Below are 16222 nucleotides of genomic sequence, written 5' to 3' on the forward strand. Positions count from 1 at the left end.
TAGTCGAGCCTTTCCAGTGTAGCGGCCCGGATCCCCAGGAACCTCCCAGCTCTGTCCCAGCTCGGTGGCAGCGCCGCCGTCGAGGGTAGGTTCCATGACCCAGACCGAGGCCGAGCCACAGCCCACGCAGAGCCGCCGCGCGCCGGTGCTCGACGTGGTGATTCCCGTCTACAACGAAGAAACCGACCTGGGCGTGTGCGTGCGCAGGCTGCACGCCTACCTGCGGGACGGGTTCCCGTTCACCGCCCGGATCACGATCGCCGACAACGCCAGCACCGACGCCACCCTCGCGGTCGCGCGGCTGCTGGCCGCCGAGCTCGACGGCGTCGGGGTGCTGCACCTGGACGCCAAGGGCCGCGGCCGGGCGCTGCGGGCGGCGTGGGCGGGGTCGGACGCGACGGTGGTCGCGTACATGGACGTCGACCTGTCGACCGATCTGAACGCGCTGCTGCCGCTGGTCGCGCCACTGGTGTCCGGCCATTCCGACCTCGCGATCGGCACCCGGCTCGACGCGTCCTCGCGGGTGGTGCGCGGACCCAAGCGCGAGATCATCTCCCGCTGCTACAACCTGCTGCTGAAGACCACCCTGCGCGCACACTTCTCCGACGCGCAGTGCGGTTTCAAGGCCGTGCGCACCGATGTCGCCCGTGAGCTGCTGCCGCTGGTGCGCGACGGGGAGTGGTTCTTCGACACCGAGCTGCTGGTCCTGGCCGAGCGCGCCGGCCTGCGCATCCACGAGGTGCCCGTCGACTGGATCGACGATCCGGACAGCCGCGTCGACATCGTCGACACCGCCCGCAAGGACCTGCGCGGCATCTGGCGGCTGACCAGGGCGCTGGCCACCGGCGCGCTGCCGCTGGACGAGCTGCGCGCCGCCGTCGGCCGCGAACCGCTGGTGGCGGGCGTGCCGCTCGGGATGGTCGGGCAGCTGGTGCGGTTCGCGATCGTCGGTGTCCTGTCCACGCTCGCCTACGTGGTGCTGTATCTGCTGCTGCAACCCTTCTTCGGCGGGCAGGGCGCGAACCTGGTGGCGCTGTTGGTGACCGCGGTCGGCAATACCGCCGCCAACCGGGCATTCACCTTCGGGGTGCGGGGACGTGGTGACGCGATGACGCACCAGTTCCAGGGCCTGGCAATCTTCGTGTTCGGCCTGGCGATCACCAGCGGTTCGCTGTTCGCGCTGCACCGCTGGGCGCCCGAGGCACCCGTCGCGGTGGAACTCACGGTCCTGATCGCCGCCAACCTGCTCGCGACCCTCACCCGATTCGTCGGACTGCGCTGGGTATTCCGGAACGCGACCGGCGAGCCCGTCCCCGAGGCGGCGCGGCTCGTCACCGTGGAGGCGAAACGATGAGCACGACGCCGTCCCCGGTCGCCAACGCGTCGACCGCCCGTCGCTCGTCCCCGCACGCGATCACCGAACCCATCACCCGCATCGGTGATTTCGGGTCCGACGGCGCGGCCGTCGCCGCCGATCGCGCGGATTCGGCACCGCGCCCCGATACCTCGGAGGTTTCTCGATGACCGCCACGATCGCGTCACCGCGGACGGCGAGCACCGTGCCCGGCCCCGCGCCTCGACCCCGCTGGGAACTCCCGGCTTTGGCGGTTCTGCTGCTCGGCACCGCCGTTGCCTACCTCGTCAACCTCAGCGCCAACGGCTGGGCCAACGACTTCTATGCCGCTGCGGTGCAAGCGGGTTCGCGATCATGGGAGGCGTTCTTCTTCGGCTCCTCCGACGCCGCCAACTCGATCACCGTGGACAAACCACCCGCCTCGCTGTGGGTGATGGAACTGTCGGTGCGGCTGTTCGGGCTAAACAGCTGGAGCATGCTCGTCCCGCAGGTGCTGCTCGGCGTCGCGACGGTCGCGGTGTTGTGGGCGACGGTGCGCCGATCCTTCGGCCCCGCAGCGGGTCTGATCGCGGGCACGGTGCTCGCGGTGACACCCGTCGCGGTCCTGATGTTCCGGTTCAACAACCCCGACGCCCTGCTGGTCCTGCTGATGACCGCGGCGGCCTGGGCGATGACCCGCGCCGTCGCCGACGGGCGCTGGCGGTGGCTGCTGCTCACCGGCGGCCTGATCGGCTTCGGCTTCCTGGCCAAGCAATTGCAGGTGCTGCTCGTCGTGCCCGCGCTGGCGCTGACCTACCTGTTCGCGGGCCCGCCGCGGCTGGGCAAGCGGATCGCGCAGCTCTTCGCCGCGGGCGCCGCGATGGTGGCCGCCGCGGGCTGGTGGCTGCTGACGGTGGAGCTGTGGCCCGCCGACCAGCGACCGTGGATCGGTGGGTCGCACGAGAATTCGATCATCGAACTGACCCTCGGCTACAACGGGCTCGGCCGGTTGAACGGCAACGAACGCGGCAGCGTCGGCCCCGGCGGTGAACTGCCCGCCGGTGGCAACGGCATGTGGGGCAGCACCGGGATCACCCGGCTGTTCGAGCCCGCGCAGGGCGGTCAGATCGCCTGGCTGATCCCGGCCGCGCTGGTCGCCCTGGTCGCCGGACTGGTGCTGTGCGGGCGGGCGCCACGCACCGACCGGCGCCGGGCCGCGCTGATCCTGTGGGGCGGTTGGCTGCTCGTCACCGGCCTGGTGTTCAGCTACATGGCGGGCATCTTCCACCAGTACTACACGGTGGCCCTCGCACCCGCCGTCGCCGCGCTGGTCGGCATCGGCGCCGCGCAGCTGTGGGGTGCACGGGATCGGCTGTGGGTGCGTCTGACCTGCGCCCTCGCCATCGGCCTCAGCACCGCCACCGCATGGGTGCTGTTGTCGCGCAGCGCTTCCTTCCAGCCCTGGTTGCGCTGGACCATCCTGGCCCTCGGCGTCCTCGCGACCATCGCGGCGGCCTTCCCCTTGGCCCGCAGGCAAGCGCTGATCGCCGCCATCGCCGCCACCTTCGTCGGCCTCGCCGGGCCCGCCGCGTACTCCATCGACACCCTCGCCACCGCGCACTCCGGCGCGATCCCGTCGGCCGGGCCGAATGCCGGTGGGATGCACGGGTTCGGGGGTCGTGGTGGGCCTGGTATGCGGCCAGGGGGTGATGGACGGATGGGCGCGATGCCGGGGACCGACGGTGCGAATTCGTCAGGTGGTGGCGCCGCGCAGGGGGGTCAGCTGCCGGGTGGCGCGAACACTCAGGGCGGCTTGCCGCCGGGCGGCGCCAACACTCAGGGCGGTCTGCCGCCAGGCGGCGCCAACACTCAGGGCCGTCAGCTGCCGGACGGTGCCAACGCACAAGGCGGTCTGCCCTCGGGCGGCGCGAATACGGAGGGCGGCGGTATGCCGTCGGGTGGAGCTCCGGGTGGCGGTACGCAGTCGGACGGTGGTGCGGCCCAGCAGGGTGGTGCCGGTGACCAGATGATGGGTGGGCCCGGTGGGCTGCTCGGTGGCTCGCGTCCGAGCGAGCGGATCGTCAGCCTGCTCGAGCACAACGGCGAGGCCTACACCTGGGTCGCCGCGACGGTCGGTTCCAACAGCGCGGCCGGATACCAGCTGGCCACCGAACTACCGGTCATGCCGATCGGCGGCTTCAACGGCAGCGACCCCTCCCCCACCCTCGAACAGTTCAAAACCTATGTCGCCGAGGGTAAGATCCACTACTTCGTGGCGGGCGGCCGGGGTGGCCTCGGCGGAAACAGCGAGTCGACCAGCTCGGCCATCACCGCCTGGGTGACGGCGAACTACACCGCGACCACCGTGGACGGCGTGACGCTGTACGACCTCACCCAACCGAAGTAGCGGCAGGCCGAAAGCCCACAGCCGCAGGCACACTCGAGGCAGGGTCGGTCGGATCACAGCGATCCTGCCGACCCTGCCTGGATGCCGAGTCGACCCGCCCAGCCTCGGTACCGAGTCGTCGGACCAGGTTTCACCGGCCGCAGGCGAGTCGGCCCCTCCAGCGTCGCCCGGCAGAGATGCCGAGCCGACCGGCCGGGCTTCGCCGGTGCCGCCCGCAGCGGGGTCGGCGTCGAGGATCCGGCGCGGCCGAGAAACACGCCGCCCTGCGAGGCAAGTCGGCTCGCCCAGGTCACCGCCGGAACCGGCAACGGCTCAGCAGTCGGTCGCCGTGCGGTACTGCGCTTCACCCGGCGACGGAAGGCTCGCTCGCGGCGACCCATTCGGCGAAGGTCGGGCCCGCGAGGGTGGCGTGGGCGGTGGGCAGGAGGGCGCCGTTCTCGAACTGGTCGCGGTCGGGGTTGTCGTTGTCGGAGACCTCGATGACCTGGCGGGTGTCGCCGCGGGCGGCGAACAGGGCGGTGGCGGCGGTGGCCATCGTCTCCGGCTGGGGGCCTGCGATCTCGGGGAACGGGATGTCCTCGGCCGGAATCGGATTCGTCGCGAGGTCGACCAGTGCCTCGGCCACCGTGCGGGCGGCGACCAGCTGGGTGCGCATCGCGGGCAGGTAGGCGACCGCACCCTGGGTGCCCCACTGCGCCATCACCTCGACGAGTTCGTGGAACTGCGCGGCGCGCAGGATCTGCACGGGCACAGCACCCTTCAGCAGCTCCTGCTCGTGGGCGAGCTTGGCGGCGTTGTACCCGGCGAGGGAGCCATCGATGCCGATGATGGAGACCACGACGAGCCGCTCGACCCCGGCCCGCTCGCCCGCGGCGTGCAGGTTGCGGGCGGAGGCGGTGAAGAACTCCGTCGCCACCTGCTGGTCGGCCGACGGGGTGCTGGAGGCGTCGATCACGAGGTCGACGCCGGTCAGCGCCGCGTCGAGCCCGGCGCCGGTCTCGATGTCGACTCCGTTCGCGCGGGAGAACGCGACCACCTCGTGGCCGCGCTCGGTCAGCACGTCCACCACGTGCTTGCCCAGCCTGCCGGTCGCCCCCGCCACCGCGATCTTCTTCCGCTCACCCATGATCCGCTCCTTCTTCGCTTCTTTCGCGTTCACAGAGACGACGAAGCGGGGGCGGGGAGTGTGACATCGGGTCAGGACGTGCCGAGACTCCCGCGCGGCGCGATCCAACGATGGTTCAAATCGACGACAGCGGCGACCGTCTCGAAGTCGGCGTCGTAGTGGAAGAGCACGAGCCGATGCTCCACCGCCAGTACCGACGCGAGCAGGTCATGGATTCCGACGGCCCGATGACGACCGGACCGGGCGAGTTCACGCTGGATCGCGAAGGCGCTCTGCCAGTGTTCGTCATTGGTGTGCAGGTACTCGAACAGTGCGCGCCGGTCTGCTCGCACCTGCTCGTACTCGACCGGCGTGCGTGCGCTGTAGAGCACCTCGGCATCGATGGGTGCGCAGGTCGCGACGACACCCGCCTCGATCAGCGGAACGAGTTGGGCGGCGACTTCCGGGTGGCGCATCCGCGCCAGCGCGCTGGTATCGACGAGGTAGCGCGCCGTTATCGCCATACTTCGTCGCGCCGATCCTTGTCGGCCATCTCTTCCATTCCGCCGTTGATCAACCATTCGACATGGCGTGCGCGGGCAGCCGCCACCGTCGCCGAACGAAGCGCCGCCCGGACCGTGTCGGAGACGCCCGAGGTTCCGAGCGCGTCCTGCGCGGACTCGAGTAGCTCGTCGTCGATCTCGATCAGCCGCTTGGTCATGCCGCAATCCCTCGTTATATATTCCCCCATGCGAGGAATATATACTCACCTCTGACCAGCGTCAATGGCGAAATCCTGCGGCTCAGCGTGGCGGGTTCAGCGCCGAGTGCAAGGTCACCGCCCACTGGTCGACGATCAATTTCCGTCGCGCCGAGTCATCGGTGAGGACATCGGCCAGCCCGAGCCCACGGGCCAGGTCGAGGGTCGCCTGGACCAGGTGATGGTTGACCGGATCGGAGTCGTCGACACCGAGCGCTTCGACCGCACGCCGGTGCGCGATCCGGCCGAACCTGGCCTCGAGCGGGACGATGCGTTCGCGCAGCGCCGGGTCGGCGGCGGCGTGCGTCCACACCTGGAGGGCCGCCTTGAACAGCGGCGAGGTGTAGGACTCGACCAGCCCGGAGACGACGGCGCGGGTGCGGCCGACACCCTCGGCGACCTCGCTGATGGCGGCGGCCTCGGCGGCCGACTGATCCATCCTGGTGTCGAACATGTACTCGAGCGCGCCGGTGATCAGGTCTTCCCTGGTGGGAAAATGGTGCTGGGCGGCACCGCGCGACACCCCGGCCCGTTCGGCGACCACCGACACGGTGGCGGCTGCCCAGCCGGTCTCGGCCAGGCAGTCGATGGTCGCCTCGAGCAGCCGCTGCCGGGTGGCCCGGCTGCGGTCCTGCTTGGGTTCGTGGGGTGTCGCCATCGGACTATTGTGCCCAGCTGGGCGGGCGCTTCTGGAAGAAGGCGGTCATGCCCTCGATCACCTCGGGCGTGCCGAAGAAACCGGCCGATCGCTGCGCGAGCTCCTCGGCCTCGGCGTCGAAGCGCGCGAGCAGGGTCGAATTGACCAGCTTCTTGGACTCGGCCAGCCCCTGCGGCGAACCCTTGCGCAGCTCGCCACACAGGCGCTTCACCTCGGCGGCGGCATCGGCGGCCGCGATGGTGACCAGACCGATCTCCCGCGCGGTCGCGGCGTCGAACTTCTCGCCGGTCAGGAAGTAGCGGCTCGCCGAGCGCTGGTCCATGCGCGGCACCAGGGTGAGCGAGATCATGAACGGCGCCATGCCGATGCGTACCTCGGTGAGGGCGAAACTGCTGGCGGGCCCGGCCACGACGAGATCGCAGGCGCCGATGATGCCCATGCCGCCTGCCCGGACATTGCCCTCGATCTGGGCGACGACCGGTTTGGGCGAGGCGAGAATCCCGCGCAGCACGTCGATCATCACGCGGGTGCGCTGATCGGCCGCGGTCGCCGGATCGGCGGTGCTCGCCTCCTTCAGGTCGGCGCCCGCGCAGAACGTGTCGCCGGTGTGTGCCAGCACGATGCCGCGAACGGCGGGATCGGTGTTCGCCGCGTCCAGTCCGGCCAGCAGCTCGCGCACCAGCTTGGACGAGAGCGCGTTGCGGTTGTGCGGGGAATCGAAGGTCAGCGTGGCGAACCCGTCGACGACCTCGTAGCGGACGAACGGTGTTTCCGTCGCGTCACTCATCGGGACTCCTGTTCATCCGGAGGAACGGCGGCCGCCCACCCGGGCGGCCGCCGGAGGGCCTAGTACGAGCGTGGGAGACCGAGCGAGTGCTGGGCCACGAAGTTCAGGATCATCTCCCGGCTGACCGGCGCGATGCGCGAGATGCGCGCGGCCTGCAGCATGGCCGCGAGCCCGACCTCGCGGGTCAGACCCGAACCGCCGTGGGTCTGGATCGCCTGGTCGAGCGCCTTGATGCTGGCTTCCGCGGCCGCGTACTTAGCCATATTGGCGGCCTCGGCGGCGCCGAACTCGTCACCGGCGTCGTAGAGCACCGCGGCCTTCTGCATCATCAGCTTGGCCAGTTCCAGCTCGATCTTGACCTGGGCCAGCGGATGCGAAATGCCCTGGTGCGCACCGATCGCCGACTTCCAGACCGTGCGCTCCTTGGCATATTCCACCGCCCGGTCGATGGCGTAGCGGCCGAGGCCGACCGCCATGGCCGCGCCCATGATGCGCTCGGGATTCAGGCCGGCGAACAGCTGGGCGATGGCGGCGTCCTCGGACCCGACGAGGGCATCGGCGGGCAGGCGCACGTCGTCGAAGAACAGCGTGAACTGGTTGTCCGGCTCCACGATGTCCATCTCCTGGACGTTCTTCACCAGGCCGGGCGCGTCGACCGGCACGATGAACAGCGCGGGCTTGAGCTTGCCGGTCTTGTGGTCCTCGGTGCGCGAGACCACCAGGATGGCCTCGGCCTGATCGACACCGGAGATGAAGATCTTGCGGCCGTTGAGGATCCAGTCGCCGCCGTCACGCCGGGCGGTGGTGGTGATCTGGTGCGAGTTGGAGCCGGCATCGGGCTCGGTGATCGCGAAGACCATCTTCGACGAGCCGTCGGCCAGCTTGGTCAGCCACGTCTGCTTCTGCGCGTCGGTGCCGTACTTGGTGATGATGGTGCCGCAGATCGCCGGGGAGACGACCATCAGCAGCAGCCCGGCGCCCTGCGCCGCCAGTTCCTCCTGCACCAGCGCCAGCTCGTACATGCCCGCGCCACCGCCGCCGTACTCCTCGGGCAGGTTCACGCCGAGGAAGCCGAGCTTGCCCGCCTCGTCCCACAGCTCGGTGAGCGGCTCGTTCTTGCGCGAGAGCGGCAGCACGTAGTCGCGGTAGTTGTACTTCGACGCCAGCGCGGCGACCGCCGCGCGCAGCGCCTTCTGCTCTTCGGTTTCGTGGAAGCTCATGCCTGCTCCTGCTCCTGCTCTTCTTCCTCGACGACGGCGAGGACGGTTCCGACCTCGACCTGCTGGCCGACGGTCACGTTCAGTGCGCTGAGAACGCCGGTGGCCGGCGCGACGATCGTGTGCTCCATCTTCATGGCCTCCAGCCACAGGATGGGCTGACCCTGGGTGACCTGGTCGCCCTCGGCGGCGCCGAGGCGGATCACGCTGCCGGGCATGGGCGCGAGCAGCGAACCCGCCGCGACCTGCTCCGACGGGTCGGTGAAGCGGGGCAGCCTGCGCGCGGCGACCGGGCCGAGCGGCGAGTCGACCGCGACGAGGTCGCCGTAGCGGGCGATCTCGAACTGGCGGCGCACCGGACCACGCTCGCCCGGCACCGCCAGCACCACGCGCTCGGGCGTCAGCGAGATCAGCGCGAGGCCGTCGTGGCCGTCGACCTCGATGTCACCGGCCCTGGTGAACCGGTACCGCACCTCGTGCGTGCCGCTGGTACGGCTCTCGTAGGACTTGCGCTGCGGCTGCGAGGCCAGGTTGCGCCAGCCGCTCGGAGCGAGCTTGGCGAACCGGTTCGTGGTGTGCGCCAGCGCCGCGTCGGCGAGGGCGGCGGCCACGATCGACAGCGCTTCGTCGGCGTCCGACACCAGCGGCGCGGACAGCGCGGCCAGGTCGTGGGTCGCGAAGAACGCGGTGTCGGTGTCACCGGCCAGGAACGCGGGATGCCGCAGCACCCGCACGAGCAGGTCGCGGTTGGTCACCAGGCCGTGGATCTTGGCCCGCTGCAATGCCGTGGCCAGCAGATGCGCCGCCTCGGCCCGGGTTTCGGCGTAGGAGATGACCTTGGCCAGCATCGGGTCGTAGTGCACACCGACGAGCGAGCCGTCGACGACACCGGTGTCGAGCCGCACGCCCGCCTGCTCGAGGACGGTGAACTCGCCTGCGGTGAACGGGATCTCGATCCTGTGCACCGGACCGCTCTGCGGCTGCCAGTCGTGCGCGGGGTCCTCGGCGTAGAGCCGGACCTCGATCGAGTGGCCGCGCTGGGCGGGCTGGGTCGCCGGCAGCGGCAGGCCCGAGGCCACCTGCAACTGCAGGCGGACCAGGTCCAGGCCGGTGGTCTGCTCGGTGACCGGATGTTCCACCTGGAGACGGGTGTTCATCTCCAGGAAGAAGAAGTCGCCCTTCTCGTCGGCGAGGAACTCCACGGTGCCCGCGCCCTCGTAGCCGATCGCCTCGGCGGCCAGGCGAGCCGCCTCGAACAGCCGATCGCGCATGCCGTCGATCTTCTCGACCAGCGGCGAGGGCGCCTCCTCGACGACCTTCTGGTGCCGACGCTGGATCGAGCACTCGCGCTCGCCCACCGCCCAGGTCGTGCCGAAAGTATCGGACATGACCTGGACTTCGATGTGGCGGCCGGTCTCGAGGTAGCGCTCGCAGAACACGGTCGGATCGCCGAAGGCCGACTCCGCCTCGCGCCGCGCGGCGGCGATCTGATCGTTCAGCTCGCCCAGCTCACGCACCACGCGCATGCCGCGACCACCACCACCGGCGGACGCCTTGATCAGCACCGGCAGGTGCGCCTCGGTGACCTCGGCGGGATCGAGCTCGGCGAGGACGGGGACACCGGCGGCGTCCATCATCTTCTTCGACTCGACCTTGGAGCCCATCTGCTCGATCGCCGCGACCGGCGGACCGATCCACACCAGGCCCGCGTCCAGCACCGAGCGCGCGAATTCGGCGTTCTCGGAGAGGAATCCGTAGCCGGGGTGGATGGCGTCGGCCCCGGCCGAGAGCGCGGCCTCGATGATCAGCTCGCCGCGCAGGTAGGTCTCGGCGGGGGTGTTGCCGGGCAGCCGGATGGCCGCGTCGGCCTCGGCCACATGCGGGGCCGCGGCGTCGGCGTCGGAGTACACCGCGGTGGTGCCGATACCCATCCGACGGCAGGTGGCGAACACGCGGCGCGCGATCTCACCACGATTGGCAACAAGAACATTCGTAATCGCCATGTCGCGCCTCACATTCGGAAGACGCCGAAGCCCTCGGCGCCCTGGATCGGGGCTGTGTGAATGGCCGACAGGGCCATCCCCAGCACGGTGCGGGTATCGCGGGGGTCGATGATGCCGTCGTCGAAGAGCCTGCCCGACAGGAACATCGGCATGGCCTCGGCCTCGATCTGCGCCTCGACCATGGCGGCCAGCCCGGCGGCGGCCTCCTCGTCGAACGGCAGGCCCTTGGCCTCGGCCGCGCCGCGCTGCACGATGGTGAGCACGCCGCCCAGCTGCGCGCCGCCCATCACGGCCGACTTCGCGCTCGGCCAGGCGAACAGGAAGCGCGGGTTGAACGCGCGTCCGCACATGCCGTAGTGACCGGCGCCGTAGGACGCGCCGACCAGCAGCGAGATGTGCGGCACCGTCGAGTTGGCGACCGCGTTGATCATCATCGCGCCGTGCTTGATGATGCCGCCGTGCTCGTAGTCCTTGCCGACCATGTAGCCGGTGGTGTTGTGCAGGAACAGCAGTGGCGTGTTCTTCTTGTTCGCCAGCTGGATGAACTGGGTGGCCTTCTGCGATTCCTCGGAGAACAGCACGCCGCGGGCGTTGGCCAGGATGCCGATCGGGTAGCCGTTGATCTCGGCCCAGCCGGTGACCAGGCTGGAACCGTAGAGCGGCTTGAACTCGTCGAAGTCCGAACCGTCGACGACGCGGGCGATCACCTCGCGCGGATCGAACGGGATCTTCAGATCCGAGGGCACGATGCCGAGCAGTTCCTCGGGATCGTAGAGCGGCGAGATGACCTCGGCGCGCGGCTCGGGGCCCTGCTTCTTCCAGTTCAGCCTGCGCACGATGTTGCGGCCGATCCGGATCGCGTCCTGCTCGTCGGCGGCCATGTAGTCGGCCAGACCCGAGGTGCGGGCGTGCATCTCGGCGCCGCCGAGGGTCTCGTCGTCGGAGTCCTCACCGGTGGCCATCTTCACCAGCGGCGGCCCGGCCAGGAAGACCTTCGCGCCCTCCTTGACCATCACCACGTAGTCGGACATGCCGGGGATGTAGGCGCCACCGGCGGTCGAGTTGCCGAATACCAGCGAGATGGTGGGAATGCCCGCGGCGGAGGCCTGGGTGAGGTCGCGGAACATCGCGCCACCCGGGATGAAGACCTCCTTCTGCGTCGGCAGATCCGCGCCGCCGGACTCGACCAGCGAGATCACCGGCAGGCGGTTCTGCTTGACGATCTCGTTGATGCGCAAGGTCTTACGCAGGGTCCACGGGTTGGAGGTGCCACCGCGCACGGTCGGATCGGGCGCGACGATCATGCACTCGACGCCCTCGACGATGCCGATCCCGGCGATCGTGGACGCGCCGACATGGAAGTCGCTGCCCCAGGCCGCGAGCGGGCACAGTTCGAGGAACGGCGAGTCCTCGTCGAGCAGCAGCTCGATGCGCTCACGGGCGGTGAGCTTGCCGCGCTTGTGATGCCGGGCCACCTTGTCGGGGCCGCCACCGGCGATCGCCTTGGCGAACTCGGCCTCGACCTCGGTGAGCTTGGTGGCCATCGCCTCGGCGGCGGCGGTGTACTCCGGCGACGCGGTGTCGACGGCGGAACGGAAGGTCGTCACGACTGGTACCCCAATACTTTCGACGCCAGCATGGTCAGGATCTCGTTGGTGCCACCGCCGATGCCGATGATGCGCACATCGCGGTAGATGCGCTCCACCTCGGACTCGCGCATGTAGCCCATGCCGCCGTGCAGCTGGACCGCCTGGTTGGCGACCCATTCCGCGGCCTCGACGGCATTGTTCTTGGCGAAGCAGACCTGGGCGATCTGGTTCGTGTCCCCGGCGACGAAGCGCTCGACCAGGGCCCGGGTGTAGGTGCGCGACACGTCGACCCGCTGGGCCATCTCGGTCAGCGTCATCTGCACCTTCTGGCGGCTGATCAGCGGGCGGCCGAAGGTCTCCCGGTCCCGGCACCACTGCACCGTGAGGTCGAGGGCGCGCTGGGCCAGCGAGTACGCCTGCACCGCGAGGCCGACCCGCTCGCTGACGAACGCGTTGGCGATCTGCGCGAAGCCGGTGTTCTCGCCGCCGACCAGGTTCGCCGCTGGCACCCGCACGTCGACGTAGGAGAGCTCGGCGGTGTCCGAGCACAGCCAGCCCATCTTCTCCAGCTTGCGGCTGACGGTGAAGCCGGGCGTCTCGGTGGGCACGATGATCAGCGAGACGCCCGCCGCGCCGGCGCCGCCGGTGCGGACCGCGGTGACCACGAAGTCGGCCCGCGTGCCCGAGGTGATGTAGGTCTTGGCGCCGTTGATGATGAAGTCGTCGCCGTCGCGCACCGCCGTGGTGGTCAGGTGGCCGACGTCGGAGCCACCGCCGGGTTCGGTGATGGCCAGCGAGCCGATCAGATCACCGCGCAGCGTCGGCACGGCCCACTTCTCGATCTGCTCCTGGTTCCCGGAAGCGATGATGTGCGGCAACGCGATTCCACAGGTGAACAGCGAGGCCCACAGCCCGCCGGAGGCACCGGCGAGATGGATCTCCTCGCCGACGATCATCGAGTCGATGATGCTGCCGCCCTCGCCACCCGCCGATTCCGGGTGCTCGATGCCGAGCAGGCCGAGTTCACCGGCCTTCTTGTGCAGTTCGCGGGGCAGTGCGCCGTCGCGTTCCCAGGTGTCGAGGTCGGGCAGGATCTCCCGCTCGACGAAACCGCGCACCGTGGCGCGCAGTTCCCTACGTTCCGGTGTGTCCCAAACAGATGTCATGCGAACAGCTCCGTCGGCATATCGATGTGGCGGGAGCGCAGCCATTCGCCGAGCCCCTTGGCCTGCGGGTCGAACCGTGCCTGGTAGGCGACGCCCTTGCCGAGCAGACCGGAAATGATGAAGTTGACGGCCCGCAGGTTGGGCAGCACGTGCCGGGTGACGGTCAGCGTGGCCGTCTCGGGCAGCAGTTCCTGGAGCTTGCCGACCGTGAGCGTGTGCACCAGCCAGCGCCACTGCTCGTCGGTGCGGACCCAGACGCCGATATTGGCGTCGCCGCCCTTGTCGCCGCTGCGGGCCAGGGCGATGGTGCCGAGCGGGACGCGAGCGGTCTCCGACGGCGGCAGGTCGGCGGGCAACTCGGGCTCGGCGACCGGTTCCAGCACCGCGGTTTCCGCGGCGGGCTCGATCGCGACGCGGGTGCCGTCGGCCAGCACCGCGGTGTGCGGCACCTCGTGCGCGTCGACGAAGCCCGGCGTGAACACGCCGTAGGGCGAGCCGTTGCCCGGCAGGGTGGTGAAGGTCGCGCCCGGGTAGCTGGCCAGCGCCAATTCCACGGCGACATTGGAGAATCCGCGGCCCACCTTGTTCGGGTCGGGGTCGCGCACCACGCAGCGCAGCAGCGCGCTGGCCTGTTCCTCGGTGTCGGCGTCGGGACGGTCGAGCCGGGCCAGCGTCCAGGTCAGCTCGGCGGGCTTGGCGGGCAGCCAGGCTTCCAGCTGGCGTTGCGCCAGCGCGGCCTTGGCCTCGATCTCCAGGCCGGTGAGGATGAACTCCATCTCGTTGCGGAAGCCGCCGAGGGTGTTCAGCGAGACCTTGAGCTGCGGCGGCGGCGCCTCCCCGGTGACACCACTGATCAGCACCCGGTCCTTGCCGTCCTGGCTCAGCTCGATGCTGTCGAGGCGGGTGGTGACGTCGGGGCCCGCGTAGCGCACGCTCTGGATCTCGTACATGAGCTGGGCTTCGACGGTGTCGACGGTGACCGCGCCGCCGGTGCCGTCGTGCTTGGTGATGACGCTCGACCCGTCGCGGCGGATCTCGGCGATCGGGAAACCGGGGCGGCCGAGGTCACCGAGCTCGGTGAAGAACGCGAAGTTGCCGCCGGTGGCCTGGGTGCTGCACTCGATCACGTGACCGGCGACCACGGCACCGGCGAGGGCGTCGTAGTCGGTGCGGCCCCAGCCGAAGTGGGCCGCGGCGGGACCGACGATGACGGAGGCGTCGGTCACCCGGCCGGTCACGACGATGTCGGCGCCGGAGTTCAGGCACTCGACGATGCCCCACGCGCCGAGGTAGGCGTTGGCGGTCAGCGGCTGTCCGAGGCCGAGGTCGGCGGCGCGGCCGATCAGGTCGTCGCCCTCGACGTGCGCGATCTTGGCGTCCAGGCCCAGGTCGGCGGCGACCTTGCGCAGCCGCTCGGCCAGCCCGGCCGGGTTGAGGCCGCCCGCGTTGGTGACGATCTGGACGTTGCGCTCCAGCGCGAGGGCCAGGCAGTCCTCGATCTGCTTCACGAACGTCTTGGCGTAGCCGAGGCTGGGGTCCTTCATCCGGTCGCGGCCCAGGATGAGCATGGTGAGCTCGGCGAGGTAGTCGCCGGTCAGCACGTCGAGGTCGCCGCCCTCCAGCATCTCGCGCATCGCGCTGAGCCGGTCGCCGTAGAACCCGGAGCAATTTCCGATCCGGATCAGGTCCGGGTCCGCCGAGAGTGCACTCATGAACCCCAGGATCACATCGGTTCAGAAAAAAAGCAAGCATGCGTGCTTGTTAATTGCGGGCAATCCACCAGGCAAGATGGAAGCCATGTCATCGGTCCTCCTCTTCGCCCTGGCCGGCTTCCTGCTCGGCGGCGCCTACACGACCTGGAAGAACAACCGCGCGATGTCGATCGCCCTGATCGCCGCCGCCGTCCTCGCCGCCATCGGCGCGGCCCTCTGGCTGCAGTAGCGTCACCAAGCATTTCGAAAGCGGCGGGCAAGCCCACCGCGATTAGCTTTCGCCGTCCTGTTGTCCGGCCGGTCGGCCGCCTCGCGTCGGGGGAAGCATCCATGTTCGATTGGTACGTCGGTCTGCTCGCGTTCAGTGGTATCGCGATGATCGTGATGGCGAACGTCAAGGGCGGGCAGAGTGAGTTCGCGCAGGTCCTCAACGCCGTGTTCGGTATCGGGTTCCTCGGCTACGCGGGCTACCTGGCGTTCGTCTTCGACGGCGGCAGCTACCTGATCTTCTTCCAGGCTTTCATCCTGCCGGTGCTGCTGCTGATCAACTTCGTGAAGTCGACGAACTGGACGGCGCTGACCACCAGGCCGACGCCCACCCAGCAGGCCTGGCGCGCGTACCAGCGCGAACAGCAGCGTGGCTGAGGTCAGCTCGGGGCGGTGAGTTTGAAGATGCGGACGTCCTCGGGGACGCCGTTGAGGGGGGCCGCCCAGAAGTTGCGTTTGTAGGGCTTGACGGTGGCGCCCAGTTCGTCGAGGGTTTCCGGGCGCAGGGCGGCGAGGGTGGTGCTGGACAGCATCGTGTTGCCGTTGCCGCCCGCTTCCATCATGCGGGCGGCGATGTTGACGTCGACGCCGAGCCAGTCGCCGCCGATCTCGCGGGGGGAACCGGTGTGCAGGCCGACCCGCATGCGGGGCTTGTAGCCCTCCACCTCGACCGCGGCCAGATTGCGGCGGGCGGCGACGGCGGCGCGGACCGCGCGATCGGGGGACGAGAAGACCGCCATCAGGCCGTCGCCCATGCGCTTGACCACCTGACCGCCCCGCTCGGCGATCGGCGGCTCGATGGCCTTGGCGACCTTGCGCAGCAGTTCCAGGGTGCGCTCGTCGCCCGCGGACAGCGACCAGCTGGAGAACGCGACCAGGTCGGTGAACACGATGGTCACCTCCTCGGTACCGCGACCGCGGCCGATCCGCTCGAGCGCGGCCTGCCACACCTGGAGCGCGCCGAAACCGATCTCCCTGGCCGCGCTGGGAGTGCCACCCACGATCTTGTCCGCGGCACGGGCGACCGCGCGAGCGCCACCGGGACCGGAGACCGAGAGCGGATCGCCGAACGCCGGGTCACCGGGGAGCTGCTGACGAGCCTTGCGCACCGCACCGATCACATCGGCACGCCGATTGGCCGCCTGCAATTTCGAGGAGAACTGGACGCGCCGCCGACCGGACCGGGCATCGTCGGCGTCCGACGTCTCGGACCGCGCA

General features: G+C 69.8%; 16 protein-coding genes. 5 read left to right on the forward strand and 11 right to left on the reverse strand.

Going from position 1 to position 16222, the window contains the following annotated elements:
• Nucleotides 1-94 precede the first annotated feature (94 nt).
• From AB0L91_RS09945 to AB0L91_RS09955, 3 genes are read left to right on the forward strand one after another with little or no spacing between them, the layout of a single operon-like run.
• Nucleotides 95-1354 carry a bifunctional glycosyltransferase family 2/GtrA family protein gene (locus AB0L91_RS09945; RefSeq protein WP_365008748.1) on the forward strand — a complete coding sequence of 420 codons (1260 nt, stop codon included), beginning with the start codon at nt 95-97 and terminating at the stop codon, nt 1352-1354.
• A complete protein-coding gene (locus AB0L91_RS09950; protein ID WP_365008751.1) occupies nt 1351-1524 on the forward strand; it encodes a hypothetical protein in 174 nt (57 codons plus the stop codon). The genes AB0L91_RS09945 and AB0L91_RS09950 overlap by 4 nt, the downstream gene beginning before the upstream one ends.
• Entirely contained in the window at nt 1521-3740 is a 2220-nt protein-coding gene (locus tag AB0L91_RS09955) for a glycosyltransferase family 39 protein (RefSeq protein WP_365008753.1), read from the forward strand. The genes AB0L91_RS09950 and AB0L91_RS09955 overlap by 4 nt, the downstream gene beginning before the upstream one ends.
• Before the next feature lie 343 nt (nt 3741-4083).
• Here AB0L91_RS09955 and AB0L91_RS09960 read toward each other — a convergent pair whose 3' ends face one another.
• From AB0L91_RS09960 to AB0L91_RS10005, 10 genes are all read right to left on the reverse strand, one after another.
• Entirely contained in the window at nt 4084-4866 is a 783-nt protein-coding gene (locus tag AB0L91_RS09960) for an NAD(P)H-binding protein (RefSeq protein WP_365008755.1), read from the reverse strand.
• Between the two features lie 71 nt (nt 4867-4937).
• Nucleotides 4938-5369, reverse strand: a complete 432-nt coding sequence (locus tag AB0L91_RS09965) for a PIN domain-containing protein (protein ID WP_355274487.1) — start codon at nt 5367-5369, stop codon at nt 4938-4940.
• Complete coding sequence (locus AB0L91_RS09970; protein ID WP_355274490.1) at nt 5360-5566, reverse strand: DUF2191 domain-containing protein; 207 nt, start codon at nt 5564-5566, stop codon at nt 5360-5362. Before AB0L91_RS09970 ends, AB0L91_RS09965 begins: the two co-directional genes overlap by 10 nt.
• 82 nt (nt 5567-5648) lie before the next feature.
• On the reverse strand, nt 5649-6263 hold the full coding sequence (locus AB0L91_RS09975) for a TetR/AcrR family transcriptional regulator (protein ID WP_355274491.1): 615 nt from the start codon (nt 6261-6263) through the stop codon (nt 5649-5651).
• A 4-nt stretch (nt 6264-6267) separates the two neighbouring features.
• Complete coding sequence (locus AB0L91_RS09980; protein WP_365008757.1) at nt 6268-7050, reverse strand: enoyl-CoA hydratase family protein; 783 nt, start codon at nt 7048-7050, stop codon at nt 6268-6270.
• Nucleotides 7051-7109: 59 nt separating this feature from the next.
• Nucleotides 7110-8270, reverse strand: coding sequence for an acyl-CoA dehydrogenase family protein (locus tag AB0L91_RS09985; protein ID WP_357342295.1), 1161 nt, complete (start codon nt 8268-8270; stop codon nt 7110-7112).
• Nucleotides 8267-10270, reverse strand: a complete 2004-nt coding sequence (locus AB0L91_RS09990) for a biotin carboxylase N-terminal domain-containing protein (protein WP_365008760.1) — start codon at nt 10268-10270, stop codon at nt 8267-8269. The genes AB0L91_RS09985 and AB0L91_RS09990 overlap by 4 nt, the downstream gene beginning before the upstream one ends.
• 8 nt (nt 10271-10278) lie before the next feature.
• Nucleotides 10279-11877, reverse strand: a complete 1599-nt coding sequence (locus AB0L91_RS09995) for a carboxyl transferase domain-containing protein (RefSeq protein WP_355274500.1) — start codon at nt 11875-11877, stop codon at nt 10279-10281.
• Nucleotides 11874-13025, reverse strand: a complete 1152-nt coding sequence (locus tag AB0L91_RS10000; protein ID WP_365008762.1) for an acyl-CoA dehydrogenase family protein — start codon at nt 13023-13025, stop codon at nt 11874-11876. Before AB0L91_RS10000 ends, AB0L91_RS09995 begins: the two co-directional genes overlap by 4 nt.
• Nucleotides 13022-14737 (reverse strand): acyclic terpene utilization AtuA family protein, encoded by a 1716-nt coding sequence (locus AB0L91_RS10005; protein WP_365008764.1) that lies wholly within the window; start codon nt 14735-14737, stop codon nt 13022-13024. The genes AB0L91_RS10000 and AB0L91_RS10005 overlap by 4 nt, the downstream gene beginning before the upstream one ends.
• An 85-nt stretch (nt 14738-14822) precedes the next feature.
• Here AB0L91_RS10005 and AB0L91_RS10010 point away from each other — a divergent pair, with 85 nt between their 5' ends.
• Together AB0L91_RS10010 and AB0L91_RS10015 are read left to right on the forward strand one after the other, a co-directional pair.
• Complete coding sequence (locus AB0L91_RS10010; protein ID WP_355274678.1) at nt 14823-14966, forward strand: hypothetical protein; 144 nt, start codon at nt 14823-14825, stop codon at nt 14964-14966.
• Nucleotides 14967-15067: 101 nt separating this feature from the next.
• A complete protein-coding gene (locus AB0L91_RS10015) occupies nt 15068-15382 on the forward strand; it encodes a hypothetical protein (protein WP_355274507.1) in 315 nt (104 codons plus the stop codon).
• Nucleotides 15383-15384: 2 nt separating this feature from the next.
• Here AB0L91_RS10015 and AB0L91_RS10020 read toward each other — a convergent pair whose 3' ends face one another.
• The gene (locus AB0L91_RS10020) at nt 15385-16152 is read right to left on the reverse strand and encodes an adenylate/guanylate cyclase domain-containing protein (protein WP_365011233.1); all 768 of its coding nucleotides are present in this window, start codon (nt 16150-16152) and stop codon (nt 15385-15387) included.
• Between the last annotated feature and the right edge of the window lie 70 nt (nt 16153-16222).

This window comes from Nocardia sp. NPDC051833 (assembly GCF_040681225.1).
Classification (GTDB): domain Bacteria; phylum Actinomycetota; class Actinomycetes; order Mycobacteriales; family Mycobacteriaceae; genus Nocardia.

What these genes read in the sequence shown, in the direction of transcription:
- AB0L91_RS10010 (WP_355274678.1), top strand. Translation starts at nt 14,823, where the DNA reads ATGTCATCGGTCCTCCTCTTCGCCCTGGCCGGCTTCCTGCTCGGCGGC.
- AB0L91_RS09955 (WP_365008753.1), top strand. Translation starts at nt 1,521, where the DNA reads ATGACCGCCACGATCGCGTCACCGCGGACGGCGAGCACCGTGCCCGGC.
- AB0L91_RS09970 (WP_355274490.1), bottom strand. Translation starts at nt 5,566, where the DNA reads ATGACCAAGCGGCTGATCGAGATCGACGACGAGCTACTCGAGTCCGCG.
- AB0L91_RS09965 (WP_355274487.1), bottom strand. Translation starts at nt 5,369, where the DNA reads ATGGCGATAACGGCGCGCTACCTCGTCGATACCAGCGCGCTGGCGCGG.
- AB0L91_RS10000 (WP_365008762.1), bottom strand. Translation starts at nt 13,025, where the DNA reads ATGACATCTGTTTGGGACACACCGGAACGTAGGGAACTGCGCGCCACG.
- AB0L91_RS10015 (WP_355274507.1), top strand. Translation starts at nt 15,068, where the DNA reads ATGTTCGATTGGTACGTCGGTCTGCTCGCGTTCAGTGGTATCGCGATG.
- AB0L91_RS09990 (WP_365008760.1), bottom strand. Translation starts at nt 10,270, where the DNA reads ATGGCGATTACGAATGTTCTTGTTGCCAATCGTGGTGAGATCGCGCGC.
- AB0L91_RS09945 (WP_365008748.1), top strand. Translation starts at nt 95, where the DNA reads ATGACCCAGACCGAGGCCGAGCCACAGCCCACGCAGAGCCGCCGCGCG.
- AB0L91_RS09950 (WP_365008751.1), top strand. Translation starts at nt 1,351, where the DNA reads ATGAGCACGACGCCGTCCCCGGTCGCCAACGCGTCGACCGCCCGTCGC.
- AB0L91_RS10005 (WP_365008764.1), bottom strand. Translation starts at nt 14,737, where the DNA reads ATGAGTGCACTCTCGGCGGACCCGGACCTGATCCGGATCGGAAATTGC.
- AB0L91_RS09975 (WP_355274491.1), bottom strand. Translation starts at nt 6,263, where the DNA reads ATGGCGACACCCCACGAACCCAAGCAGGACCGCAGCCGGGCCACCCGG.
- AB0L91_RS09960 (WP_365008755.1), bottom strand. Translation starts at nt 4,866, where the DNA reads ATGGGTGAGCGGAAGAAGATCGCGGTGGCGGGGGCGACCGGCAGGCTG.
- AB0L91_RS09980 (WP_365008757.1), bottom strand. Translation starts at nt 7,050, where the DNA reads ATGAGTGACGCGACGGAAACACCGTTCGTCCGCTACGAGGTCGTCGAC.
- AB0L91_RS09985 (WP_357342295.1), bottom strand. Translation starts at nt 8,270, where the DNA reads ATGAGCTTCCACGAAACCGAAGAGCAGAAGGCGCTGCGCGCGGCGGTC.